The organism is Methylobacterium terrae (genome assembly GCF_003173755.1).
Lineage (GTDB): Bacteria > Pseudomonadota > Alphaproteobacteria > Rhizobiales > Beijerinckiaceae > Methylobacterium > Methylobacterium terrae.
Window position 1 is genome coordinate 3450857 of the sequence record NZ_CP029553.1, and the last position, 24449, is coordinate 3475305.

Below are 24449 nucleotides of genomic sequence, written 5' to 3' on the forward strand. Positions count from 1 at the left end.
CCGAGAGGAGGACAGCGATGGCCACAAGCCACCGGACACGCCGCTCGACCAAGGGGGGACTTTGGGGATTCACTGGCCTGCTCTTGGCGCTGGGCGCGGCTGAGCCTGCGCGGGCGCAGAGCGTCGGCTTCGACCCCGCCGATTACGGCCGGGCCCAGCTGCCGCTGCGGCAGACGACCGGCGACGCGGCGGCTTACGTCGACCGCAACAAGGGCGCGTTCGAGCCCATCGCCGAGCTCGATCCGCGGGACGGCCTCGCCGCCCTCGCCCGCCCGGTCGGCCGGGTCGACATCGTGCTCAAGAACGCCCGTACCGGCCAGACGGTCGGCGCCTCCTGCACCGGTGCGCTGCTGCCGGGCGACTACGTGCTGACCAATCACCATTGCCTGCCGCAATCGGGCGACCTGACCCCGGTCAAGGCCTCGATCCTGATGGACTACCTGACCCTCGACGGGGCGGGCTCGCGGCGGTTCGAGATCGACCCGAAGCCGGTCGAGTTCGACGCCCGCCTCGACTACGCGCTCGCCCGCGCCGCCGGCAACCCGACCGCGACCTACGGGGCGGCCCGGCTCTCGGGCGAGGCGGTGCCGGGTAACCGCTCGATGCTCGTCATCCACCATCCCCTCGGGCGGCCGAAGGTGATGAGCCGCTTCCGCTGCTTCGCCCTCAAGGAGCAGGGCGAGGGGCCGGACCTGCGCCACCGCTGCGACACGCTCGGCGGCTCCTCGGGCTCGCTGATGTTCGACGCCTCGGTGGCCGGCGTCGCGCTGCACAAGGAGGGCGGCCTCGACCCGAAGGACCCGTCGAGCTTCAACGCCGCGACCCGCCTCTCGGCGATCCTCGGCCGCAGCCGCATCCTGTCCGAGATCGCGGCGCGGCAGGGCCGCCCGGCCGCCGCCACGGCGGCCGCGGACCCGGCACCGCGGCCGGCCGCACCGGCGACCAAGGCCGCCCCGGCGCCGGACGGCCCCCTCGATCCGGCCGGAATGAACGCGATCCTGCGCGGGCGCTGACCTTCGAGACCGAAAAAATCCGTCTGCCGGCGCGGCGAAAACCGCTCTGGCCCGTCCAGGCACGGGGTGTGGGGGCCGAGGCAAGGCCCGCGGGAGAGAGGAGCGGACCGATGGCAACCGGATCCCTGCGGATCGACGAGGCGCCCGCGCGGCCGGCCGGCCCCGACGGGACGGCGATCCGGCGCAGTGCGAGGCGGCGTCTCGGCCGCTCCTGCCTCGCCCTGGTGGTCGGGCTCGTCGTCGCGGTGAGCGGGGCGGCGCGGGCCAACCCGCTGACCGAAACGCCGGGCATGGCCGAGCGGCCCGAGGAATCCGGTCCGGCGGAGGCGCAAGTGCGCAACCCCTCCGCCACCGCGATCATCCGCTCCCTCGCTCCCTTCGCCGACGGGAATCCCGGCGCTCCGGCGCGGGCGCTCAGCCCCGACGATGGCGGGCCGTCGATCCGGATCGCACCGCGCACGATCGATCTCACGGTCTTCTTCGCCTACGACAGCGCCCGCCTGACGCCGGAGGCGCGCATCCAGCTCGAGCCGCTCGGCCAGGCGCTCGCCTCGCGCGACCTCGCCGGCCACGGCTTCCTCATCGCCGGCCACACCGACGCGGCGGGCGCGCCCGCCCACAACCGGCGCCTGTCCCTCGCCCGGGCCCGGGCGGTGCGGGCCCACCTCGTCGAGACCTACGGCATCGCGCCGGAGCGGCTGCGGGTGCATGGCTGGGGCCCGAGCCGCCCGAAGGACCCGGCCGCCCCGCTGTCGCGCGTCAACCGGCGCGTCGAGGTCAGCCTGATCGCGCCCGCCCGCCACGGCGGGCTCCGGTTCCCCGGGCCGGCCGCCGAGGCGGCCTGTGCGGCCTCGGCCTTGACCGGCCCGACCTTGGCCGACCCGCGCCGGCGCGTGGCCCTCGACCTCGACGATTTCGACGCGGCGCCGACGCCGCTGCCCTGCTCCGAGTGACCGACCGATCCGAACAACAGGAGGACACGATGCCGCCCATCCGTGCCGCCGCGCGCCACGCCGCCCTCGCCGCTTTCTCCCTCGGCCTCCTCTTCGCAGGCCCGGCGATCGCCCAGCCCAAACCCACCGTGGTGGTGATGGGCGAGGATGCGGACGAGGATTCGGTGCCGCGCGGCAACCGCATCTTCCAGCGGGTGATCGCCGAACTGTCCGAGACGATGAACCTGCGCGGCTACAACGTCTACGACGAGACCGCGGTGGCGATGGGCTTCACCCAGGCGAACCGGGTGCGCCGGCGCGACGCCGAGCTGATCGAGGTCGCCCGCGCGGTCTCGAGCCCGCCCCTCGACGTGGTCGCGGTGTTCCAGATCTACGCCTCGGCGTCGAAATCGGCCTACTCCGACATCGTGCGGCCGGAGGTGCGCATCCCGGGCCGGCTCCTCAACGTGCGGACCGGCCAGTCCCTCGGCGCGTTCGAGGTCGCGGGCCTGCAGCTGCCGCCGCTGCCGCAAGGATGCGACCGCGAGTGCCTGCTCGAGCGGGTCGGCGCCGAGGCGAAGGCGATCGCCGGCGACGTCGCCGCGGCGCTCACCGCGAAGCTCGACGGAGTCGTGGCGCCCCGCCGCGGGGCCGAGCCCGGCGCGGCCGCCGTCCCGGGCGCCGTCGCGGCGCCGGTCGCCGGCGGCCCGACGGCTGAGGCCTGCGGCGGCCTGCCGACGGCCTACGTCGTGCGGCTCAACGGGTTCTCGGCCCAGGAGGTCCAGGCGGCCGAGGAGTACATGGCGGCGTTCCGCTGCTACGAGCACCACCGCCCGGTGCGGGCCGGGGGGGCCGCCGCCGAGTACTGGTACGAGACCCGCTCCGACTCCGCCCGCCTCGGCCGCAACCTGCGCCTGATGCTCGAGCACATGAGCGCGCCCGGCCAGGTCCAGTTCTCCGGCAACACCTTCGTGCTCAGCCGCGTCGCGACGCGCTGAACGTCTGGAGATCCCGCACATGGCATCCGTCCTGCCCCGCGCCGCCGGCCGTCTCCTGGCCGTCCTCGGCCTCCTCGCCTCGCCCGCCCTCGCCGCCGAGGCGTCGTTCCCGGCCGCCGGATCGGTCGGCCTCGTTCCGCCGCCCGGCATGACGCCCTCGAAGGGCTTCGCCGGGTTCGAGCACCGCTCGGGCGCCTCGATCCTCATCACCGAGATGCCGGCCGAGGCCTACGGCCAGCTCGTGGAGCGGTTCACCCCCGAGGCCCTGCGCGCGACCGGCTTCGAGGCTCGCGGCTCCGGCACCGCGCTCGGCATCGCCGGCGGCGAGGGCCGGGTGCTGCGCGGCCGCCAGACGGCCAACGGGCTCACCTACGCCAAGTGGGTCGCGGTGGTACGCGGCGCCTCCGGCACCGGCCTCGTCACCGTGCAGGTGCCCGAGGCGGCGCGGGGGCAGATGCCGGACGAGGCGGTCGAGGCCGCGCTCTCGACGATCGCGTTCCGGGCACCCGGCAGCCTCGCCGACCAGATCGCGGCCCTGCCCTACACCGTCGGCGACCTCGCGGGCTTCCGCCCGGTGCGCGCGCTGATGGGCAACGCCCTGATGCTCACCGACGGCCCGAAGGACATCGATCCCGACGGCGCGCAGCCGCTGGTCGTCGTCGCCCCCTCGATGGGGCGGGCCGCCGTGCCGGAGGGCCAGGAGGGCGCCTTCGCCCGCAAGGCGCTCGCCACCTTCCGCGAGATCAAGGACGTGACGGTCACCGACGAGGACCGGGCGGCCCGCGACGGCGCGGTGGTTTTGCGCCTGCGCGCCACCGGCTCGGATGCGCGGAGCAGCCGCCCGGTCGCCGTCACGCAGGTGATCCGGTTCGACGGGCCGAGCTACCTGCGCGTCCTCGGCCTGGCGCCGGCGGACCGGCCCGAGGCGCTCGCCCGCGCCGAGCGGGTGGCCGCCTCGGTCGCGATGCGCTGAGGGAAGCGGCGCGTGGCCCGTCGCGTCGTCCCGACGACCGCCGTCATCCTCGGCCTTGCCGCGGCGGGAAGCGTCGCGCGGGCCGGCCCGCCCGACGACGCGCCGCGGCTGGTAGGCGACTGGCGCACCCTCGACACCGCCTGCCGGGGCGGGCGCGGCGACGATCCCGCCACGCGCGACGCCTGCGCCCGGCGCGACGCCGCCGACCGGCGGCTCGACGCGGCGGGCCGGTGCGACGGCCGGCCCGGCGATGCCGGATACCAGCGGGTCCGGCGCCCCTGCGCCGGGACTTCGCGATGAGCGCGGTGCCGCCGGGCGTCACCCGGCGCGGACGGAACCGGCGCATGCTCCTCCTCGGCGTGCCGATCGTCTGGACCCCGTTCCTGCTGCTCGTCCTCTCCCTGGTCGTCGCCCGCCTGACGGGGTGCACGGTCAACGAGGCCCGCGCGCAGACCTGCCGGGTCGCCGGCCTCGACATCGGCGGCCTGCTCTACACCCTGATGATGATGGGCTGGCTGGTGATCCCGCTCCTGCCCGTCATGGCGCTCACGCTGGTCGGCGCGGCCGTCGCCGGCGTGCGGGCGCTGTTCGGGATCCGCTGGCCGTGAGGCGGGCCCGGACGGCGCCCGCCGACGCGCCCTCTCCCATCGTCGTCCGAGCGCGGAGCGCACCATGACCCGCACGATCGCCATCGTCCCCCTCGCCGCCGCCCTGATCCCGCTGCTGACCGCCTCGGCGCCGGCCCAGGACGTCGGCGCGGGCATCCTCCAGGGGATGCAGCAGCAGCAGTTCCAGACCCTCGGCGCGCGGATCGACGCCCGGTCGGTCGGCGAGGTCGCCGGGTCGCAGGGCGGGGATGCCGCCCCCGCCCTGCCCTTCGCCTCGAACCCGGAGCTGCGGGCCGCCACGGTCGCCCGCCACGTCCGGGAGCTGCGTGACACCAACCCGATCGCCGCGGCCGAGGTCGCCCGGGAGATGGCCCGGCAAGATTACGACGCGATCTTCCGGAGCTTCCTCTCCGACACGCCCTTACGGCCGGACGATGCCGGCGACGTGCTCACCGCCTTCATCGTCCTGCAATGGATGGTCGCCAACGACACCAAGGCCGAGCCGAGCCCTGCCGCGCTCCGGGCGGTGCGGCGCCGGATGGTGGCGCCGATGGCCGACAAGCCGCCCCTGTCGCAAGGACCCACCCGCGCCGCCTTCGCCGAGCAGGTGAAGCTCCGCACGGTCCTGCACCATGCCGGCTGGCAGGCGGCGCAGCGCCTCGGGATGGTGCCGAGCTTCGTCGCCGGCCTGTCGAAGGACTTCATTCCGCCGGCGAAGCTGCGGGCGGTCGTCCTCACCGATGACGGGCTGGTGGCCAGGGGCGGCCGGAGGGCACCGGCGGCCCGGGCCGCGGCGGGTGGAGCGTTGCCCGAGGCGCCCGTCGCGGCGGTCGCGCCGGTCGTCCCCGGCACCGCGCCGCCCGCCGCGGCCGAGCCGTCGGCGGAACCGCGCCACGCCGCCAACTGGGCCGGGGTCGAGGGCGTGTATTTCCGCTCGACGACCGGCGTCGGGGTCGGCGGCATGGTCGTGATCGAGTTCGAGCCGCTGATCCTGTTTCGCGACGGGGGCTACTACGAGATCGACGATGCCGCCCTCGAGGACGTCGACCTCGCCGCCGAGCGCGCCGCCAAGCCGCGCCGCTTCGGCCGCTGGACCCGCTCCGGCGACGCGTACGTCCTGACCGGCACGGGCGGGAAGCCGCAGGACTACAAGCTCCAGGACGGCTCCTTCTTCAAGGCCTACCCGGCGGAGGCCGGCGAGCGGACGATCACCCGGTCCTACCGGCGCATGTCGGGCGGCGGCAACACGGCGATGGGCGGCGACGTGATGATCGCCGTCGCGAACCGCTACGACTTCCGACCGGACGGCACCTACGGCCGCGGCGGCTCGACCGGGGCGACGAATTCGGGCGCGACCACCGGGGTGAGTTCCGCGGTGAGCCGGCGGCGCCCCCCGGAGGGCGGCCGCTACGGCCTCGACCGTCACACCCTCACGCTCACCGGCGCCGACGGGCGCAGCCGCCGCCTCTTCTTCGCCTACGGGTCCGAGAAGGATCCGCCGCAGCGGGACCGCGAGATGGCCTTCATCGGCGGCAGCGTGTTCACCAACCCGGATTGAGGGCACAGGCCCCTCAGGTTGCCGCCCGGACCTGCGCGATCGCGTCGAGCACCGCCCGCGTCCCGCCGCGCACCCCCTGCCCGGCGATCCAGTAGCCGCCGCCGTACATGCCGTTGAGGCGCGCGTGCCACCGCCCGCGGCGGCTCCAGGGCAGGCGATCGGCGAGACCCGGCCGCACCTGCAGCTGGATGAATCCCTGCTTGCCGATCGCGACCTCGTCGATCGCCGCGACGGCGTGCCACGGGATCCAGTCGGTCGAGAGCCGGCGGTCGAACACGCCCTCGGGCGAGACCGACACCACCGGGCCGCGCCGCAGCAATTCCCGCAGCACGACCGGGATGCCGAGGCCGAACAGGACGAGGCCGCAGGCGACGAAGAACTGCTTGAGGCTTCCCGGTGCGGCGAGCGGTCGGCCGCCGGATTCGCCGAGGAGCATCCAGGCGCAGGCGGCGGCAAAGCCCGCGCAGGCGAGCAGCAGGCCGGCGAGCCGCAGCCGCGTCGCCGGCAGGTCGATGCGCCCGCCGGAGCCCGATGACGGAGCGCCCCACCCGGGCAGGAGGGATCGGCGTTCACGGCTCGACCGGTTCTTCATGCCGTGTCCTCCTCGTCCTGAGTCCGGGCTCACACCCGGATGACCGCCGTCGACGAGGCCTTGGGCCGGCCAGACGCGGTTTCGCCCGGCGCGGGCGCGGGCCGGCGAGCCTGCATCGCTCGCTCGGATCTCGTGAGGCGCCGCTCCGTGCGGGTCGTTCACGCACCATCACCGCGCGAGCCGAATTCCCGAACGCGCCTCAGACCTCGGCTTCGGCCTGGCTCGCCGCTCCACAGGCGTAGCAGAAGCGTTCGAAGGTGCTCTTGCGATGGCTGCACGAGGCGCATTGCTCGAAGAGGCCGATCCCGCAATGCGGGCAGAAATTCGCCGCCGGGTTCGCCAGGTTCACCGGCCGCTCGCAGCCGGGGCAGACCTGCTTCGCCAGCCGTTGCAGGGCCTGCTCGGTCGCGATCCCGGTGCGACGCTCCTCGTTCGGCCGCGCCTCCGCCGCTCGCTGACGCTCCTGGTAGGCCTGGAACGCATCGATCGCCACGCGCCCCAGGATCAACGTCAGGACGACGCCGACGCCGTACTGAACGTAGCCGCCGTAGCTCGGCAGATAGGGCACGAGCTCGACGAAGAAGGCGAAGGCCGCGGCCAGCGCGAAGCCCCAGACGAACGGCCAGTTTCGCGTGTGCCGCCGCTTGACCAGGAGCCAGCCCGCGAGCGCGAGAAGCGGCAGCGTCACCGCCAGGCGGTAGGCGAACACCCGCAGTTCCTGCCGACGCTCGGCCGCGTCGAGTTTCTCTTGAGCGGCCGCACGGAGGTCCTGGTCGACGCGCTGCTGCGCCGCCTCCTGATCCGCCAGCGCAAGGCCCGACCTGTTCAGGTCGTCGAGCCGCTCCTCCACCGCGCGCTCGCCGGCCTTGAGGCGGTCGAGCTGCTCCGTGCGGGCGATCAGGCCGGGATCCTGGTCGACGCGCTGGGTCGCATCGCGGGTCCGCAGCCAGTTCTCGAAGGTCTCGCGAGCGGCGCGCGAGGCCGATCGCGCCGCCTCGAGCGCGAGCCGGGCCTGCTCGGCGCGACGGTCGACATCCTCCTGCTCCCGCCGGAGGCGCTTCAGCGCCTCGGCGGAGGCGGCCGCCGGAACAGGGTCGATGAACCGGTCCAGGGCGTAGCGCTGCTCGACCTGCGGCAGGTCGCCGACCACGAGCGAGCCCAGGCCGATCAGGAACACCGCGAAGGCGAGGGCGATGACCCAGAGAACGAGGTTGAACCAGCGTTCGGAGAGGCGGGATGCGGATCGCACGCCGTTCAGCCTCGGTCGCGTGCGGACGGCTGGCCAGGCTCGACGCGCCCTTGCCGTGATGCAGGGGGCGTCGCGTCGGGCCGCCGCGCGAGCGAGGGCGCATCCGCGAGGGGATCACGGGACCGTGCCACCTTATCCGTCTTGCGGCCGGGCGCACCGGCTTGCATGGCCCCGAGCACCGCGAGGGCGCCGAGCAGCACCATGAGGATGGAATAGTACTGCATCGGGACCCAGAACAGGGTGTGACGCCGGCGCAAGACCACGATCTGTCCCGTGCGCGGGTCGACGAGCTCGCGACCCGGGCGATTGTTGAGCCGAGTGCCGAGCCACCAGTTGAGAGCCGCCGCGGTGGCCCAGACGAGGACGACCCCCGTCGGCGTCGGGATGCCGATACGCGCGAGCGCCGGGTCGAGGAGCACGCTCCCGACCAGGCCTGCCGCCGCGATCAGCGCCGAGAGCATGCCCCAACCGGACCAGATGATCATGTGCGAGAGCCCCTCATGCGACGTTGTGCCGGAAGATCGTCGGGCGCGACCGGTGCGCCCGCTCTGCCGACGGACCTGGGTCGTGCAGACCCGTTTCTGCTACGGGCCACGGGGTCCGTGACGGGACCACGCGCGCAGGTCGTACCCCCCGAGCACGGTCCTTCCTATCGCGCGTTGGCGCCGTCCGCCATCGGACGGGCCTCGCTGGCACGGTTGGTCGCCATCGGCGTCGACGCGATGGCGAGGCTGCGCGATCTCGACCCTGGCGCTCCTTCGAGGCCGTCGCGTACGCCACCCTGGAATGGGTCGACCGGTACAACCACCCCCGCCTCCTCGCGCCCATCGGCAGCGTCCATTCCGCCGGGGCTGGAGCGCGCTATGATGCTCACGTCGGGGACCAGGCTTTTGCCGCCTGACCCAAGATCACCTGAACCAAGACAAACAGCCTCCGAAAAACCCGGGGTGGTTCAACAACCCGGAGATGAACGAGGAATCTGCCCTTGCGATGAACCGGTTCAACGAGGCGGATCGATGCCCGAGATCCCATCCCTCCGGTTCAGGCTGATCCTCTCAAGCAGTGCGGCCCGGAGACACCGGTCAGACCTGGCTCCCCTCCGACTCCCGTCGACAGGGGTGACGGCGCATCGGTGGCTCGTCTCTACCGTGACGCGCTACTTCATGGTGTAGGCCGGCTGTCCACCCAAAACGTTGTTCACGAAACGGTCGAAGGCGCCACTTCGTCCGAGCGCGGACGCGCCGGCGGCGGTGAGATGGACCTTGTCGAAGTACATAATTCGGTTCCCCGTATAAGCGGGGCAACTCGCGCCGCATAGGGCATCGAGAGCCCCCACGGTATGTACGCCGCGCCAAGCGCTTTCCTGCTGGATGACGGACGCCCTGTCTCGCTGGTACGGATAGTGGTGCAGGTCCATGAACGACCTTAGATCGTTCGCGACGATCCGGTGAGCATCATGCAGCCGAATGACCGATGTGACCCACAAGGGCGTGTTGTCGACGATGGCTGACACGAAGCTCCTGCCCTGAAGCCACGCGACATTCTCCACCAGATGCCTCGCTGAAAATTCCTGAGCGTTCGTATTCCCAGCCAGCACGACGCCTCGCAGACCGCGCAGGTTGAGAATGAGTTCCCCAACTTGGGCCCACGGCCTTCCTGATAGGATCCGGCATGGCTGTAAGTTGTCAAATTGCCAACTGAGCAGGTTCTCGTCTGCACCGAAGTAGGGAGGGCACCCTGAAAGGCTCAATTCGGTAACGTGGATCTCCGGATATCGCTTGAGCGCCAGAGCAATCGCCGCCGCCTTGCTGTCACCGATGACGAGAACGTTCTTCTTGGTGGAGGAGAAGCAGGCCTCGACGTCGGAGGCGCGCGTCTGCGCGGTGATCGGCACGCGGCAGACAGTCTGCAGAGCCGCGGTCAGCTCTGATGCGATCGCCTGGGCATCGACCGCCGTTTCGCCGGGTTTGAGCCACCCGCTTTGAGGAACCAGCAATGCGACGCCGGCTACAGCGACGGCCGCAAGAGCGGAACCGAGGCTGATGGCGACCTTTTGATTCCGCGCCGGGTCTTGCTTGCCGTTCAGCCGGAACGGGCGCTCCACGGCGGCCGAGAGAACGAGCCCTGCGGCGACGGACAGCACGAGCATGCACAGTCGTTCGAACTTGGTCGGCTCGTCGATCAAAGTCATGAAGGCGATGATGACCGGCCAGTGGGCCAAATAAATGGCATACGACCGGTCGCCGAAGAATACCGCCAAGCGGCCCCCAATCAGACTTCGGCTTCCGCGCGCATGAATGACGCCTGCGGCCCAGCACCCTACCGCAGCGGTGAGCGATGCGGCGGATTGGGCAGCGACCTGTGACAGCGCGCTCTGAAACGAGGCCAGAGACATTGCGCAGAGAAGTAGTCCGGCGCCGATGATCACCAGTTTGAGCAGCCCGTCTCCCAGAAAGACTTGCCTGCTCCGTCCCAGCATGGCGAAAATGGCTCCGAAGCCGAACTGGTGCAAGCGGAACGGTGTGAGGAAAAACACCGCGTCCGCATCCGCCGCGCTCGTGATAATGGCTGCAGTCAAGCCTAATAGCGTGAATAAAGCGGTGATTCCGAACGCTGATCTCCCTAACTTAAGGATGAAAATCAGACATAAAGGCCAAATTAGGTAAAATTGCTCTTCAACGCCTAGTGACCACGTGTGTAAAAGTGGCTTATATTTCGAAATTTCATCGAAATATCCGGCTTCCAGCCAGAAAAGAATGTTGGATGTTGACGTCGCGGCGGCCAGCGCCGAGCGAGATAACGGACGGAAGTCGTTGAAGCCGTACAGGAAGAAAAATCCCACCACTGTCAATGCGACCGTCACCATTAGGCTCGGAAGCAAGCGGGCTGCTCTAGCAATGTAGAATTGCCGCAAGCTGAAGCGACCGGAGCGATGCTGGTCAATGATCAGGCCAGTGATGACGAACCCACTGATGCCGAAAAACGCGTCAACACCCAGATAGCCGGACGGCAGCCAGCGTTGACTCGTGTGAAATATCAGAACGGCAAAAATGCAAATAGCCCTTAAGCCTTGAATGTCTGCTATAAGATGCATGGTTTCACCCCATAGTTGATGTAAATTTTTTGACGATTATGGCAATTTTATCCAATCGATGAAACGGAACATTGCGCTCATCGCGAGCAAGGCCCGCAGGCTTGCTGGAAGATCTTCCCGGAAGATGTTCGTCGCGAAGGCCGTAGCACGCCCTGCCGGCCGCCAAAAGGCACAATGAGGTCAGGGCAGAGGCCGGGCCATCCGCCCGATCAGCGGAACGTCTTTCTCACAATGACAAACTGCTACCTCCATCGACGAGGGATTTCGTGATGTGGAGGGCAGGCGGAATGGACCGCAATGGTCGTTGCTGGTTGCCGGTGCGCCCGGGCAGACCCGCTGACGCGCGGCGTCTCGCCGAAAGGGGTAGCGCAATCGGGAGGTAGCATCGATTGGACAGGACGCGACCGCCGTATGGCCACCCTCCGGGTACCCGGGGTTCCGACTAGGCTTCGGACGCGTAGGCCTGCTGCCGTGACGACGTGGTCCCGAAGGCAGTGGTGCCCCGTCCTCCGCTCGCGGCCCAGCGCGCGGCGATGGCGAGAGAAAAAATATGCTGATCATTGGTGCCGTCGCATTGATTGTGATCATCTGGCTTTGCGGCACGCGGCGCTTCATCGAGGCGGTCATTCTGACTCGATCGTTCTGCGACCCGCTTTTCACGTTGTCGAAGCTGGACGAAGGCGGAGGAATGGGCATCGGTGCCGCCGTAAACCTTGCGGTGATCGCCGTTGCGGCTTGGTGCATCTTGAGTCGGCCGGGGGTCAGGTTCGCACCGGTGGTCCGGGCGTGGGGACCATTCTTGCTGGTTTGTCTCGTGGCGGTTCCGTTCTCACCGGACCCGCCGACAGCCTTCCGCATGGTCCTGGTGTTGGTGTCCCACGCGGTCTTTTGCCTGCTGCCGTTCTACGTGGTGCATAGCCTGAACGACCTGCGCCGCTTCCTCCTTATCATATTGGCCTCCTCGCTCGTACCTACGCTCACCGCGTTCACGCAGCTGGCTCTCGGCTGGTCTCAAACAGAAGACGGCACGCGCGTGCAGGCGACCTTCACGCACCCAAACATCTATGCCTTCTATCTGATGGTGATACTCACCGTCATATTCGTCCTCCTTGCAGAGAAACGATTCCTCCTTTCCACATGGATGAGGCGTGCGCTAGTTATCTACATTCCTGTGGTGCTCGGTTTGATTGTTTTGACAAAAACCCGGAGTGTTCTGGCTGGCACGGCTTTGATATTCCTGACTTATGCATTTTTATTCGATCGTCGTAGTCTGTTATACTTGTTGGGTCTCCCGGTGATGGTCGTTGCGATGCCAGAGATCGTCGAGAGATTCACGGACCTCCAGCAGGGCAACTACCGGGATTCCTACGAGGCACTCAATTCCTACGCCTTTCGAATCCTCCTCTGGCAAAGCTCGCTCGACTGGATCGCCGAACGACCGTGGTTCGGGTGGGGACTCGTAGGATTTCCTCATTATGTCGCGCAGTTCTTCCCGCTACGGCTCGCCAACGACACCATCGACGCACATAGCGTGCTGATCCAGCTCCTATTCGAAGTGGGAGCGGTCGGTCTCATTGCCTTTCTCTGGATATATATGAATGTTTTTAATGTACTAAAGCAAATGTTAGGGTTTAACGTGAGATGGTCATGGCTGTGTATTTGTCTGACGATAGGATATTTGTTTATGGCGTACTCGGATAATATGCTGGGTTATCTCGTTCCGACATGGTATATGTGTTTCCTGATTGGAAGTTGCTGGGTCGTGCTGAACGCGTGTCGGACATCGCGGCGGGAATCTGGACGCTTGTCACGACAGCGAGAATTGGAATCCTTTGCTGTGGCGAGGGGTTCAGCGGGCGTTTCGGACGTCGTTCAAAGCACCAAATAGAGGCCTGACGACGATCGTCATAGCGGCCGAGGTTCAGCGTCTTGCGCGGCTGCTATACGCCTGGCGCGCAGCCGAAATTCTATCTGGATGAGACATCTCGGCGGGCATTGCAGTTGGATGTGTCTCTTTAAGGTGAATAAGAGCCTGTTTGGCTGAGAGCCTGTCTGATTGCCGAGGAATGCTACCGTCTGTGCCTGTTCCATCCCATGCTCAACCTCATCCTGAGGTGCGACCGAAAGGAGCCTCGAAGGACAGCCGCAGATACAGCAGCGATTGCTGGAGGCCTCCTTCGAGGTCACTCGATCTTCGATCGACTGACACCTCAGGATGAGGCGGAGGGTAGGATGAAGGCGCCGAGCGGATCAAACAGGCTCTAATGGAACCGCCTGATCTGGTTGGAGTGATGAGGCTTGCGGCGAAGCTGATGAAGGCCTGGTAGATGTCACCGCGCTGTTCGTAGCGGATCGGCAGGCGGCGGAAGCGGTTGAACCAGGCGTGCCCCCGTTCCACGACCCGACGACGGCGGCCGAGCTTCTCGTGCCTCTCGTTGCGGTGCCGGGTGATGCGCGGCACGATCCCGCGCACTCTCCCAGGGCAGTCCTGAGCGCAGCACGAGCAGGATGCCGGTGAGCGCCGCACGGTACTCGATCGGGCGGCGCCCGCCCTTCTGACGCGGGCGGGGCGGCGCAAGAAGGGGGGGTGATCGGGACGTGCGTGGCTGCCCGACCGGACGCCACAGGAGGCCTCGTCCCAATTAGAGGAGGCCGGTCTCGTCGAAGACCAGGAATGCACCAGGCCAGAAGTCCAGCAGCCTGAGCGGGCAGAAGGTCTGCTTCGAAGGTGCAGCGGTCAAGACCGACATCCTGGCGCGCTTATCGGTGCGGTGCAGGCGGATCGCACCTCACCCCTCCAAGGATTCCGTGCAGCGGACCGCGGGTCCCGAGCCCGCGGGCAGAATCGGCACTAGCAGACCGGGCTCTCGGAGCCGGTTTCCCCGCTCAGGCCGCGCCCTGCCGGTGAACAGGCTCGGGCGCCGCGTCGTCCCGCGCCGCGGCGTCGAGAGCGTCGAGGAGGCGGCGCGAGACGGCGGGATCGACCTTGCGAGCGAACGGCGCTCCGGAGGCCAGGATCGCGTCGTGGTCGCGCTCGGTCAGGATCTCCGGCGAGATGCCCCCGGCCCAGCGTATGAAATGCGAGCCGGACCGCCGCCCCTCGGTGGGCTCGGGGGCGGAACTTCGGTCGACCGGATCGCGCCACACGTGGTCGCGCCGGGATGTGGCCATGATGAATGACGGGAAGACGAGTTCGTCCGGCACCACGGCGGTGCGGAACCACGCGAGTTCCCCTGGCTGGCGCGCGATGAGGGCGAGGATCTCGTCGATCGCTCCCCGCGTCAGCGCCCACCAGCACGAGCCCCAGTAGAGGTCCATCGCCGGCTTGCGAATGCGCGGCAGCATCCCACCGAGTTTTGCCCCCCACTTCACCAGGTGACCGCTCGGGGACGTGCGGGGATTGAGCAGTCGAAAATCTCCCAGGTGATGGTGTTGGATGTAGGTGTCGCAGAAGCGCGATCCCTTCGGATCGAGCTTGTACTCGACGTTGATGTACTCGAGATCGCGCGCCATTTCCCGGGCGATCGAGCACATCGGCCTCACCGGATAGTCCGCACCGGACAGGAGGCAGAACCGCTCGGCCTCGGGCGAGCCCCGGCGGGCGGTCCTGACCAGGTTGAGGATGGCTTGAACGACCGAGAAGCCGCCCCACAGGACCCCGACCCGGTCGCTGTCCGGCAGGAGCGTGCAGTTCGGACGCCCCGCGAGCGCAGCCAGGAACGGATTGATGTCCGCCCGCCGGTCGATGTGGACGTAGATGTCGACGAAGGGCGCGCTCAGCCGCTCGACCAATCGCCCGACTTGCTCCGGATGCGCGTGCGCCATGATCAACAAGGCCATTCGCGCCTGCGGGCCGGGTCCGGCACCATTCCCTGCGGCCATGAGCATCCTACGGCTCCCTGATCGTGCGCAAAGGGCGCGACACTGCTGTCCGCGATTGTGGTCCGGCCGCGGACGCGCGTGCGTGGCTATGCGAGGGAGCCCCGCCCCTCAGCCGATCGGGCTCCCGGCCGCGCGAGCAGGGGGGCTCAAGCAGGCCCGCGGCCCGGGCTTGGGCCGTCTTCAGCACCGCCGCCATCGCGGGGGCGACTGCCCGGAAGGTGGTGCCCTCCTGGACGGTGCGGCGCGCCCCGGCGCCGAGGCGAGCCCGGGCGGCGGGATCGTCCCACAAAGCTGCGATGGCGGCGGCGAGCGCCGGGGCATCCTCCGGTGGCACCAGAAGGCCGTTCTCGCCCTCGACCACGTAGTCCTCGGTGCCGGCGGCTCGGGTCGCCACCACGGGCTTGCCCAACATCATCGCCTCCAGCACCGTGACCTGGCCCGAGGTGAAGGAGGTGTCGCGCAGCGGCACGACGTTGACCCGGGCCCGACCGCACAAGTCGTGACACTCCGCCAGGGTGAGGTCGCGCCGCACGGTGACGTTCGGCGGCAGCTCCAGTCCGGCGGTGGCGTGGTGTCCCGCCACGACAACGGTCGGCAGGCCGAGGCGGGCGACGGCCTCAGCCAGCGTGCGGTAATCCCGGTTGGCCGAGCCCATGGCGAGGAGGAAGGGCGCCGCCTCATCCTCCCGCGTCTCCCGCGGCTCGTCGCGGATCGACAGGGGTACGAAGACGAACCGCTCCGCCGGCAGGTCCAGCCAGGCAGCGTAGAGCGCGATCTCGCGGCGGGAATGGACCACGAACACGTCGACCTGCCGCAGCACCAGGCGGGCGAGACGCCCCCTCCAGCCCCCCGGCGTCCGGCCGAGGTTGAAGCACCAGGCGACGAGCGGCACGTCGTGCCGCCCGGATACCAGCTTCAGGAGCGCCGACGTCGCGGCGAGCTGCGGGAAGCACGTGAGGAGTCCGGCCCCGCCCCGGGGCGCCGCCCGCACCAGGCGCCAGGCCTGCCAAGCGTGCCACAGGTAGTCGAACCACTGACGCGAGCCCGTCACGGCCCGCGACCGGTCGTGATCGTAGGGCGCCGGCGCCGTCACAAAGCGGGCGTGCCCGCCGAAGTAGCGGGTGATCCAGTCGCCCTCTTCGTTCCGGGCGAAAGGGGCAGCGAGGATCCACTGCATCGAGCCTGTTCCTGTCTTGGACAACCGTGGGGATCCCCGGTCACGTGCAGGAGTCTAAGGCGCTCCCGGGCGGGCCGGAGCGGCGCAATCAGGCGGCGGCCAGTCCAAGAAAGGTGACGATACCTCACCCTAACGGGGGATACGGCTGGCGCCGTCCGGCAGATACGGACCGCATGCACGTCGAAGACGCGTCCGAGTTCCGACGTCGCGGCCCTGAACCGCGCGTCCCGTCTCGTCAGGACGACGTCGCCGAAGCCCTCGACCCAGTGCCGCCCGTGCCCCGGCTCAAGGTGCTCATCCAGCGTCCCGCCGCAGCCGCGAGGCCGGACTGGCGCTCGAAGGCGGCATTGACCTCGACGAAGCGGCAATCCTCGGCCCGGCCTTTCTCGTCGAAGCGGACCTTGGCGATGCAGAACCCGGCCGCGGCGCCTGACCGAAAGCCGGGAGGTGGCCGTGGCTGACCACCCCGCCCATGGCGCCCCCGGCCCATCGTCGCCGTCTCGACCGATTTCCCGTCCAGGAGCGGTACGATCAAACGGCGATGCCGCAGAACGTCGCAATCGACGTGAGGCCACCTGAGCCGTGTCGCCGCATTTGTCCGCCCAAGTCCGTTGTCCCGCGCCGGTCTAAAAGCGACGCACGCCCAGGGCGGGCGAGCCACTACCTCTTCGTGGTCTGCGGGCAACTCTCCCGCACCTCGACCGGTGACATCGTCGGATCGCACTCGTTGATATGGATTGCGTCGCGGTGCGGGAATGCGACGTCGATGTGATGTCGTCGCTGCGTCGGCGCCCGTGCCAACGACGATCACGCGATCAGATCCTGCTCAGCTCCCGAATCAGGTGTTCCGGCCAGATCGCCCGTATGATGGCCCGGGGTGACAGGGGGCTCGACGAGCAGGTTTCCGGGGCCAGCCGGCGCCTGATCGACCTGGAAATAGGTGCCGTACGCTTCACGAGTTCCAGAATGGTCTCCTCGGCGATTCTGATGTTCTCGGACGAAGGATCGATAAGGGCAAAATCGATCGCCCGCTCGGTCGCGTCCCACAATTCGGGAGCGGCCGTTCTGCCGACGTCCAGAACACGGGCCCTGTGCAGGGCATCGTAGGCATGGATGGCCGATTCGATGCGTGCAAGGCCGAATTCCGGACGCTCGAAGTCGGCCCAGACGACGACAATCCTGCTGAACTCGTATGCAGACATAAGCGCCTCCAAGTCATCATTTTTTGATCAACTTTGGGTTGCGCTTGCGGTTCTTGATTGCATTCGCGCTTTAAAACGATGGTTACCCGACAACGACTCAAGACGGCGGCAATTGAATCAAATTCAACCATTGCAGCAAGGAAAAGCGCCACCTCTTTCCCGGACCATGCGGCCTCTTTATCGCTTGAGGAGCTGGGGCGCGGCTGAAATGTCGCATCTCTGCAAGTAATTCTCAATAGCCGTGTGCGAGATCATCAATTTAAATAAACCTTTAGTTGTATAAATTCTGGAACCTTCGCTCACAGCATGCATTCTCTGTCATAGCTTCCGCGCTCATGAGGGACTCGCACGCATGACGACAGCACCCATGTCCGTGACAGGTCAGCCATCCACCCGGACGCTCGAATGGATAGCAGGAACGGACCTCCTGACAGCCGCGACCGGGAATACGACCGACCAGCTCGCCAGCCTGGGGCCGATTGCGTCCGTGATAGACGCAGCGTCCGACGGCGCGGCACCTGGCGGCGACGTGCAGGAGCGACCGGCCGTTCTGACCGAACCTCTGAACCAGGTCGTGCTGGACACGCACGCACATCTGGAAGAGACGGGCCATGAGGTGCCCGCCCTGAACGGGCCCCTCCACGGCCTGACCAATCTTGGCGAGACCGTCGGGCTCGGACACCTCGGCACCCCCGGCAACATCGCCACCGACACCGTGTCCGCCGTCCTTGGGGGCGATGCGGGGGCGGCTACCGGCATCCTCGTTGACGCGGGTCACGTTACGGAAGCGGCCGGAGGCTTGGCCGGCTCCGTTCCCGGCACGCTGACGCAGGGTGGCGGTATTCTTGGCGAGGGCAGCCCGCTCGCACCCGTGACCACGACCCTCGACGGGGCGATCCTCAGCCTTCACGGCGCTCTCGAGGATTTCGGCCACCAGAACCCGGCCCTGAACGGCGCGGTTCACGCCCTGACCGGCCTCGGCGAGACCGTCGGGCTCGGGCATCTCGGCACGACCGGCAACCTGCTGACCGACGCCGCCGACCTGCCCGTCGGGCTGCTGGAGGGCGGCGGGGTCGGCGCGGTGGCGCCCGTCCTCCAGGATCTCGGGAACGTCACGACGGCGGCCGGCAACCTCGTCGATCAGGTGCTTGCGCCGGCCACCTCCGGCGGCGTGCTGTCGAGCGGTGGGGTGCTGGCGCCTGTTGCCGGCTTGGCCAACGAGGCGGTGCTCGGCCTCCACGCCGGCATCGAGCAGGTGGGGCACGACGTTCCGGCCCTCAACGGCGCGGTTCACGCCCTGACCGGCCTCGGCGAGACCGTCGGGCTCGGGCACCTCGGCACGACCGGCAACCTGCTGACCGACGCCGCCGACCTGCCCGGCGGGCTGCTGGAGGGCGGCGGGGTCGGTGCGGTGGCGCCCGTCCTCCAGGATCTCGGAAGCGTCACGACGGCGGCCGGCAACCTCGTCGACCAGGTGCTTGCGCCGGCCACCTCCGGCGGCGCGCTGTCGAGCGGTGGGGTGCTGGCGCCCGTTGCCGGCCTGGCCAACGAGGCGGTGCTCGGCCTCCATGCCGGCATCGAGCAGGTGGGGCACGACGTTCCGGCCCTGAACGGCGCGGTTCACGCCCTGACCAACCTCGGCGAGACCGTCGGGCTCGGGCATCTCGGCACGACCGGCAACCTGCTGACCGACACCGCCGACCTGCCCGGCGGGCTGCTGGAAGGCGGCGGGGTCGGCGCGGTGGCGCCCGTCCTCCAGGATCTCGGGAACGTCACGACGGCGGCCGGCAACCTCGTCGACCAGGTGCTTGCGCCGGCCACCTCCGGCGGCGTGCTGTCGAGCGGTGGAGTGCTGGCGCCCGTCTCCGGCCTGGCCAACGAGGCGGTGCTCGGCCTCCATGCCGGCATCGAGCAGGTGGGGCACGACGTTCCGGCCCTCAACGGCGCGGTTCACGGCGTGACCAACCTCGGCGAGACCGTCGGGCTCGGGCACCTCGGCACGACCGGCAACCTGCTGACCGACGCCGCCGACCTGCCCGGCGGGCTGCTGGAAGGCGGCGGGGTCGGCGCGGTGGCGCCCGTCCTCCAGGATCTCGGGAACGTCACGACGGCGGCCGGCAACCTCGTCGATCAGGTGCTTGCGCCGGGCGCCTCCGGCGGCGCGCTGTCGAGCGGTGGGGTCCTGGCGCCCGTCTCCAGCTTGGCCAACGAGGCGGTGCTCGGCCTCCACGCCGGCATCGAGCAGGTGGGGCATGACGTTCCGGCCCTCAACGGCGCGGTTCACGGCGTGACCAACCTCGGCGAGACCGTCGGGCTCGGGCATCTCGGCACGACCGGCAACCTGCTGACCGACACCGCCGACCTGCCCGGCGGGCTGCTGGAAGGCGGCGGGGTCGGCGCGGTGGCGCCCGTCCTCCAGGATCTCGGAAGCGTCACGACGGCGGCCGGCAACCTCGTCGACCAGGTGCTTGCGCCGGGCGCCTCCGGCGGCGCGCTGTCGAGCGGTGGGGTGCTGGCGCCTGTTGCCGGCTTGGCCAACGAGGCGGTGCTCGGCCTCCACGCCGGCATCGAGCAGGTGGGGCATGACGTTCCGGCCCTCAACGGCGCGGTTCACGGCGTGACCAACCTCGGCGAGACCGTCGGGCTCGGGCATCTCGGCACGACCGGCAACCTGCTGACCGACGCCGCCGACCTGCCCGGCGACCTGCTCGGTGGCGAGGGCGTCGGAGCCGTCGCCCCCGTGCTCACCGATGCGGGCGCGGGGCTCGGTTCGGCGGGCAACCTCGTTGGGTCGGTCACGGGCGCCCTCGGTTCGGCACAGGACAGCGGGAGCGGTCTGCTCCAGCCTGTGGCCGACATCGCCGGGGCAGCCACCGGAGGCTTGCACCACGAGGGCGGAGGCGGGCTCCTGCAGCCGGTCGCCGACGTCGTCGACGCCGTCACCGGCAGCCACGATTCCGGCAATGCGGGAGGGCTGCCGCAACCGGTCGTGGCCGCGGTCGACGCCGTCGCCAGCGGGCTTGGGTCTCCCCCTGGCGGCTCGGGCGGGTTGCTGCAGCCGGTCATCGCCACGCTCGGCGATGCCGCAGGCGGCCATGGTGCGGCCCCTGGCGATACGGGCGGCGTGCTCCAGCCTGTCACGCACGCCGTGAGTGGCGTTCTCGGTTCGGGCGGAGGCGGCACGAGCCCGTCGGGCGGCCTGCTTGGCGGCCAGTTGGGCGGACCCGATACCGGTCCTCATCCTCTGGTCGACATCTCGGTCGGGCCAGAGACCACATCCCCGGCGGCGCAGGTCGACGTGTTGTCGTCCGGAAGCGTGTCCGAATCTGGAACGGTGCAGGTGAGCGCCATCGATGTCGGCGGCCACGGGCCGACCCTCGTCGGAGCCGACATCCTGTCCGGCGACAGCATCGTCTTCCCGCCATCAAGCGGCGGAGGGGGCGACTCGCTCGTCGGTCGGGCGCTCGACCTGGCGACTCCGACCTCCCACCCGGCCGAGGTGCCGGCGCATCTCGACCTCGGCGCAGTGTCCCTCGACCTCGGCGGCCACGTCGATGCACATGCCGCGGATACGCAGCACCATGCCGCCGACACACAGGCGCACACCCACGCCGTGGGCCTGCACCTGCTCGGACTCTGACCCGGTGTGGGCGCCCCGTCTTGCGGGGGGCGCCCACACTCCTTCCGCGACCCAACCAGGACAACCGGTGGAGGGACAGACGTGACGGACGAGTGCGGTGCGGCGGCCGGGCGCCGGGAGGCCTGGGGCGTTCTCGTGGAGGCGCGGGGCCCCCTGGCCACGGTGGTCCTCCTGAGCGGCACGATCAACCTGCTGATGCTGACAGCCCCCCTGTTCATGCTTCAGGTCTACGACCGGGTGCTCCCGAGCCGCAGCTTGGCCACCCTGACCGGGCTCGCCGGCATCGCAGCGAGCCTGTTCCTCCTCCAAGGCCTGGTGGAAATCTTCCGCACCCGCATCCTGGCCCGCGTCTCCCGCCTCGTGGACGAGCGTCTGGCGGAGAGGGTCTTCCGCCACCTGCTCCGGCGCGGCGCCGACCCGTTGCGCGGCGACGAGGGACCGCAGGCGATGCGGGACCTCGACACGGTCCGCGGCTTCCTGGCGAGCCCGGCCTTCTCCGCCTTCTTCGACCTGCCCTGGGTGCCGCTCTACGTCGGCGTCTGCCTCCTCTTCCATCCGTGGATCGGGCTCGTGGTGGCCGTCGGAGCCGTCGGCCTGTGCCTCGTGGCGCTCGCGACCGACCGGATCACGGCGGGCTCCTCGCGCGAGGCCGTCCTCGCCAACGCCGACCGCAGGGTCGTGACCGACATGGCACACCGCATGGCGCCGCTCGTCACGGCCCTGGGGATGCGGGAGCGCATGGTCGGGATCTGGCGGGAGCGCCACGCCCGGACGCTCGACGTGGCCGAGCGGGCGGGCGACCTGTCCGGCGCCGTGGGCAGCCTCTCGCGCGTCCTGCGCACCCTCCTGCAATCCGGCATCCTGGCACTCGGCGCGCTGCTGGTGGTCCGCAACGAGGCGACGGCGGGAGTGATGCTGGCGGCGACCATCCTCTCGGCCCGGGCGCTCGCGCCCGTCGACCTCGCCATCGCCAACTGGCGCTCCGTCTCGGCCGCCCGCCAAGCCTGGAGCCGCATCGTCACGTTCCTTCCGGCGAGGGAGCCGGCGCCCGTCACTCCCCTCCCGGCGCCCCGCGACAGCCTCCGGGTCACCGCCCTCTCGCTGGCCGCGCCCGGAACGGACAACCTCGTCCTGCACGACGTGAGCTTCACGCTCGCGCCGGGCAGCGCGCTCGGCATCATCGGTCCGAGCGGCTCGGGCAAGTCGACCCTGGCGCGCGCCCTCGTCGGCCTCGCCCCGCCGAGCCGGGGCGTGATCCGATTCGACGGAGCGTCGCTCGACCAGTGGGACCCGGACGCCCTGGGACGCTCGGTCGGCTACCTGCCGCAAGACGTCGAACTCCTCGACGGCACGATCGCCCAGAACGTCGCGCGCTTCGACCCGGAGCCCGACCCCGAGGCGCTGCTCGCAGCCGCCCGGGCGGCGGGCGTGCACGAGGTGATCCTGCGGCTGCCCGGCGGCTACGATGCCAAGGTCGGCGGGGGCGGGCTCGGCTTATCGGGCGGCCAGCGGCAACGGGTAGGACTCGCCAGAGCGCTCTACGGCGGCCCCTTCCTCGTCGTCCTCGATGAGCCGAACTCGAATCTCGACGTCGAAGGGGAGCGGGCCCTGGCGGCCGCCGTACGGGGAGTGCGCGACCGCGGCGGTATCGCGATCGTCATCGCTCATCGGCCGAGCGCCCTCGCGGCCGTGGACCGTATCCTCGTGGTCAACGAAGGCCGGGTCCAGATGGACGGGCCGCGCGATGAGGTGCTCGCCCGCTTGAGCGCCCTCACCCGCACCGTGCCGACGAGGGTGGCGTGATGGGCGTTCCCTCGAAGCCCTCCGCCTCGCCGGCCACCAGGCGCTCGCTGCGGCGGCACATGTCGGGCGTGCTCGCCGTTCTCGGGCTGGCGGGATTGGCCGGCGGGTGGGCTGGCACGACGGAGCTCTCGGGCGCCATCATCGCCACCGGCTCCCTCGTGGTCGACACCAACATCAAGAAGGTCCAGCACCCCACGGGCGGGGTGGTGGCCGCGCTCAACGTGCGGGACGGGACAAGGGTGCAGGCCGGCGACCTGCTGATCCGGCTGGATGCCACGACGGCTCAGGCCACCCTCGATACGGTCACCAAGAGCCTGTGGGAAATGGGAGCGCGCGCGGCGCGGCTCGAAGCTGAGCGTGACGGCCTGGTCGACGTGACCTTCCCGCCGGGCCTCCTCGAGGCCGGCCCTGATGCGGCACGTATCGTGGACGGGGAGCGCCGGCTGTTCCGCTTTCGCCGCGAGGCGCTCCTCGGCCAGAAGGCGCAATTGCGCGAGCGCATCGGGCAACTCGGCGAGGAGATCCGTGGGATGACCGAGCAGGCCGAGGCCAAGGGCCAGGAGGCGGCGATCATCGACCGCGAGTATCAGGGGGTGATGGAACTCTGGCGCAAGAACCTCATCCAGATGAGCCGGCTGACGACCCTGGAGCGGGAAACCTCGCGCATCAAGGGCGAGCGCGGGGCGCTGGTGGCGAGCATCGCCGGCACGAAGGGTCGGATTTCGGAGACGGAACTTCAGGTCATCCAGCTGGAGCAGAACCTGCGCAGCGATGTCGCGAAGGACCTTGCCGAGATCCGCGCCAAGACGGCGACGCTGGAAGAGCAGAAGGTCACCGCACTCGACCAACTCAAGCGCATCGACATCCGGGCGCCGCAGGCCGGCTCCGTACACGAACTCTCGATCCATACGATTGGTGGGGTGGTCTTGCCGGGAGAGGCGATCATGCTCATCGTCCCGGCCGCCGACCGCCTGGTCGCGGAGGTTCGAGTGGCGCCGCAAGACATCGACCGCGTCCGTTCTGGACAGGAAGCCGGACTCCGTTTCCCGAGCTTCGACCAGCGCACCACGCCCGAACTGAACGGAACGGTGAGCCGCGTTGCCGCGGACGTCAGCGAGGATAAGCGGACGGGCGTGTCCTTCTACCTCGTCAGGCTGACGGTCACGAAGGAGGAGCTCGAACGCCTGGATGGGTCTAAGCTCGTCCCCGGCATGCCTGTCGAGGCGTTCATCCGGACCTCGGACCGCACGGTGTTCTCCTACTTGACCAAGCCGCTCATCGATCAGGCCCGGAGGGCGTTTCGAGAGAAGTAAGGTATTTGCCGTGCACGCTCTACGTGCTGTGGACAGTTTGGCCCGCTCGCTACAGATCAGGCTCGTAGCGCGCCGTCTCCCGACACGAAGGCCGGCGGCCAAATGATCGGCCTCGCCACGCACCTGTGACGCTCAACCTCTTCACCAGCACTGAGGCAGTACAGCACTACAGCGTTTTAGCGCTGTTAAGCTGCTATCTCTGAAGTGCCTTCAGCGCTCCCTGCCTGTCCTTGCGCGAGCGCCTTGTCACCCTGAAGGGCTCGCCCACGAAGGTCACCAAGACGCCTGAGGGCCGGGAGATCGGACCAAGGATCGCCGCGAAGCGAACGCCGAAAAGCTGGCAGGCTCATTGCCCCCAAGTTAATTACCAATCCACAAAAACGGGTCCACATCGCTTTGGCCATGGTGTGACCGC

19 protein-coding genes and 1 pseudogene are annotated in these 24449 nt (G+C 69.3%); 12 read left to right on the forward strand and 8 right to left on the reverse strand.

What is annotated here, in order from left to right:
- Window positions 1-17 precede the first annotated feature (17 nt).
- From DK419_RS15840 to DK419_RS15870, 7 genes are all read left to right on the forward strand, one after another.
- Window positions 18-1013, forward strand: a complete 996-nt coding sequence (locus DK419_RS15840) for a trypsin-like serine peptidase (protein ID WP_109959923.1) — start codon at window positions 18-20, stop codon at window positions 1011-1013.
- Between the two features lie 110 nt (window positions 1014-1123).
- On the forward strand, window positions 1124-1966 hold the full coding sequence (locus DK419_RS15845; protein ID WP_109959924.1) for an OmpA family protein: 843 nt from the start codon (window positions 1124-1126) through the stop codon (window positions 1964-1966).
- Window positions 1967-1995: 29 nt separating this feature from the next.
- Window positions 1996-2943 (forward strand): hypothetical protein, encoded by a 948-nt coding sequence (locus DK419_RS15850; RefSeq protein WP_109959925.1) that lies wholly within the window; start codon window positions 1996-1998, stop codon window positions 2941-2943.
- A gap of 19 nt (window positions 2944-2962) precedes the next feature.
- On the forward strand, window positions 2963-3916 hold the full coding sequence (locus DK419_RS15855) for a hypothetical protein (RefSeq protein ID WP_109959926.1): 954 nt from the start codon (window positions 2963-2965) through the stop codon (window positions 3914-3916).
- 12 nt (window positions 3917-3928) lie between these two features.
- Window positions 3929-4216 carry a hypothetical protein gene (locus tag DK419_RS15860; RefSeq protein WP_109959927.1) on the forward strand — a complete coding sequence of 96 codons (288 nt, stop codon included), beginning with the start codon at window positions 3929-3931 and terminating at the stop codon, window positions 4214-4216.
- 44 nt (window positions 4217-4260) lie between these two features.
- On the forward strand, window positions 4261-4524 hold the full coding sequence (locus DK419_RS15865) for a hypothetical protein (RefSeq protein ID WP_109962340.1): 264 nt from the start codon (window positions 4261-4263) through the stop codon (window positions 4522-4524).
- A gap of 64 nt (window positions 4525-4588) precedes the next feature.
- Window positions 4589-6082, forward strand: a complete 1494-nt coding sequence (locus DK419_RS15870) for a hypothetical protein (RefSeq protein ID WP_245442465.1) — start codon at window positions 4589-4591, stop codon at window positions 6080-6082.
- Between the two features lie 13 nt (window positions 6083-6095).
- On the opposite strand, the gene DK419_RS15875 is transcribed toward DK419_RS15870, so the two are convergent.
- From DK419_RS15875 to DK419_RS15885, 3 genes are all read right to left on the reverse strand, one after another.
- Complete coding sequence (locus DK419_RS15875) at window positions 6096-6674, reverse strand: STM3941 family protein (RefSeq protein WP_109959928.1); 579 nt, start codon at window positions 6672-6674, stop codon at window positions 6096-6098.
- A gap of 199 nt (window positions 6675-6873) precedes the next feature.
- The gene (locus DK419_RS15880; protein ID WP_109959929.1) at window positions 6874-7923 is read right to left on the reverse strand and encodes a zinc ribbon domain-containing protein; all 1050 of its coding nucleotides are present in this window, start codon (window positions 7921-7923) and stop codon (window positions 6874-6876) included.
- Window positions 7924-7928: 5 nt separating this feature from the next.
- Window positions 7929-8408, reverse strand: coding sequence for a hypothetical protein (locus DK419_RS15885; RefSeq protein WP_109959930.1), 480 nt, complete (start codon window positions 8406-8408; stop codon window positions 7929-7931).
- A gap of 251 nt (window positions 8409-8659) precedes the next feature.
- Here DK419_RS15885 and DK419_RS29495 point away from each other — a divergent pair.
- Window positions 8660-8824, forward strand: a pseudogene (locus tag DK419_RS29495) (IS3 family transposase); the annotation flags it as partial.
- Window positions 8825-9079: 255 nt separating this feature from the next.
- Here DK419_RS29495 and DK419_RS15895 read toward each other — a convergent pair.
- On the reverse strand, window positions 9080-11017 hold the full coding sequence (locus tag DK419_RS15895; protein WP_109959932.1) for an acyltransferase family protein: 1938 nt from the start codon (window positions 11015-11017) through the stop codon (window positions 9080-9082).
- Window positions 11018-11567: 550 nt separating this feature from the next.
- Here DK419_RS15895 and DK419_RS15900 point away from each other — a divergent pair.
- A complete protein-coding gene (locus tag DK419_RS15900; protein ID WP_109959933.1) occupies window positions 11568-12905 on the forward strand; it encodes an O-antigen ligase family protein in 1338 nt (445 codons plus the stop codon).
- Window positions 12906-13121: 216 nt separating this feature from the next.
- On the opposite strand, the gene DK419_RS30005 is transcribed toward DK419_RS15900, so the two are convergent.
- The 4 genes from DK419_RS30005 to DK419_RS15920 all read right to left on the reverse strand — a co-directional run bounded on the left by DK419_RS30005 (window position 13122) and on the right by DK419_RS15920 (window position 17278).
- The gene (locus DK419_RS30005; protein WP_425352688.1) at window positions 13122-13478 is read right to left on the reverse strand and encodes a hypothetical protein; all 357 of its coding nucleotides are present in this window, start codon (window positions 13476-13478) and stop codon (window positions 13122-13124) included.
- A gap of 425 nt (window positions 13479-13903) precedes the next feature.
- Window positions 13904-14905 (reverse strand): beta-1,6-N-acetylglucosaminyltransferase, encoded by a 1002-nt coding sequence (locus tag DK419_RS15910; RefSeq protein ID WP_109959935.1) that lies wholly within the window; start codon window positions 14903-14905, stop codon window positions 13904-13906.
- Between the two features lies 1 nt (window position 14906).
- Window positions 14907-16076, reverse strand: a complete 1170-nt coding sequence (locus tag DK419_RS15915) for a glycosyltransferase (RefSeq protein WP_109959936.1) — start codon at window positions 16074-16076, stop codon at window positions 14907-14909.
- 815 nt (window positions 16077-16891) lie between these two features.
- Window positions 16892-17278, reverse strand: a complete 387-nt coding sequence (locus DK419_RS15920; protein ID WP_109959937.1) for a hypothetical protein — start codon at window positions 17276-17278, stop codon at window positions 16892-16894.
- Between the two features lie 352 nt (window positions 17279-17630).
- On the opposite strand from DK419_RS15920, the gene DK419_RS15925 reads away from it, so the two are divergent.
- From DK419_RS15925 to DK419_RS15935, 3 genes are all read left to right on the forward strand, one after another.
- Window positions 17631-20918, forward strand: a complete 3288-nt coding sequence (locus DK419_RS15925; protein WP_162561254.1) for a beta strand repeat-containing protein — start codon at window positions 17631-17633, stop codon at window positions 20916-20918.
- A gap of 81 nt (window positions 20919-20999) precedes the next feature.
- A complete protein-coding gene (locus DK419_RS15930; protein WP_109959939.1) occupies window positions 21000-22721 on the forward strand; it encodes a type I secretion system permease/ATPase in 1722 nt (573 codons plus the stop codon).
- On the forward strand, window positions 22721-24034 hold the full coding sequence (locus DK419_RS15935) for an HlyD family type I secretion periplasmic adaptor subunit (RefSeq protein WP_109959940.1): 1314 nt from the start codon (window positions 22721-22723) through the stop codon (window positions 24032-24034). The genes DK419_RS15930 and DK419_RS15935 overlap by 1 nt, the downstream gene beginning before the upstream one ends.
- Window positions 24035-24449 lie beyond the last annotated feature (415 nt).

What these genes read in the sequence shown, in the direction of transcription:
- DK419_RS15870 (WP_245442465.1), top strand. Translation starts at nt 4,589, where the DNA reads ATGACCCGCACGATCGCCATCGTCCCCCTCGCCGCCGCCCTGATCCCG.
- DK419_RS15915 (WP_109959936.1), bottom strand. Translation starts at nt 16,076, where the DNA reads ATGCAGTGGATCCTCGCTGCCCCTTTCGCCCGGAACGAAGAGGGCGAC.
- DK419_RS15885 (WP_109959930.1), bottom strand. Translation starts at nt 8,408, where the DNA reads ATGATCATCTGGTCCGGTTGGGGCATGCTCTCGGCGCTGATCGCGGCG.
- DK419_RS15925 (WP_162561254.1), top strand. Translation starts at nt 17,631, where the DNA reads ATGACGACAGCACCCATGTCCGTGACAGGTCAGCCATCCACCCGGACG.
- DK419_RS15865 (WP_109962340.1), top strand. Translation starts at nt 4,261, where the DNA reads ATGCTCCTCCTCGGCGTGCCGATCGTCTGGACCCCGTTCCTGCTGCTC.
- DK419_RS15875 (WP_109959928.1), bottom strand. Translation starts at nt 6,674, where the DNA reads ATGAAGAACCGGTCGAGCCGTGAACGCCGATCCCTCCTGCCCGGGTGG.
- DK419_RS15845 (WP_109959924.1), top strand. Translation starts at nt 1,124, where the DNA reads ATGGCAACCGGATCCCTGCGGATCGACGAGGCGCCCGCGCGGCCGGCC.
- DK419_RS15900 (WP_109959933.1), top strand. Translation starts at nt 11,568, where the DNA reads ATGCTGATCATTGGTGCCGTCGCATTGATTGTGATCATCTGGCTTTGC.
- DK419_RS15855 (WP_109959926.1), top strand. Translation starts at nt 2,963, where the DNA reads ATGGCATCCGTCCTGCCCCGCGCCGCCGGCCGTCTCCTGGCCGTCCTC.
- DK419_RS15935 (WP_109959940.1), top strand. Translation starts at nt 22,721, where the DNA reads ATGGGCGTTCCCTCGAAGCCCTCCGCCTCGCCGGCCACCAGGCGCTCG.
- DK419_RS15850 (WP_109959925.1), top strand. Translation starts at nt 1,996, where the DNA reads ATGCCGCCCATCCGTGCCGCCGCGCGCCACGCCGCCCTCGCCGCTTTC.
- DK419_RS15895 (WP_109959932.1), bottom strand. Translation starts at nt 11,017, where the DNA reads ATGCATCTTATAGCAGACATTCAAGGCTTAAGGGCTATTTGCATTTTT.
- DK419_RS15840 (WP_109959923.1), top strand. Translation starts at nt 18, where the DNA reads ATGGCCACAAGCCACCGGACACGCCGCTCGACCAAGGGGGGACTTTGG.
- DK419_RS15910 (WP_109959935.1), bottom strand. Translation starts at nt 14,905, where the DNA reads ATGCTCATGGCCGCAGGGAATGGTGCCGGACCCGGCCCGCAGGCGCGA.
- DK419_RS15920 (WP_109959937.1), bottom strand. Translation starts at nt 17,278, where the DNA reads ATGTCTGCATACGAGTTCAGCAGGATTGTCGTCGTCTGGGCCGACTTC.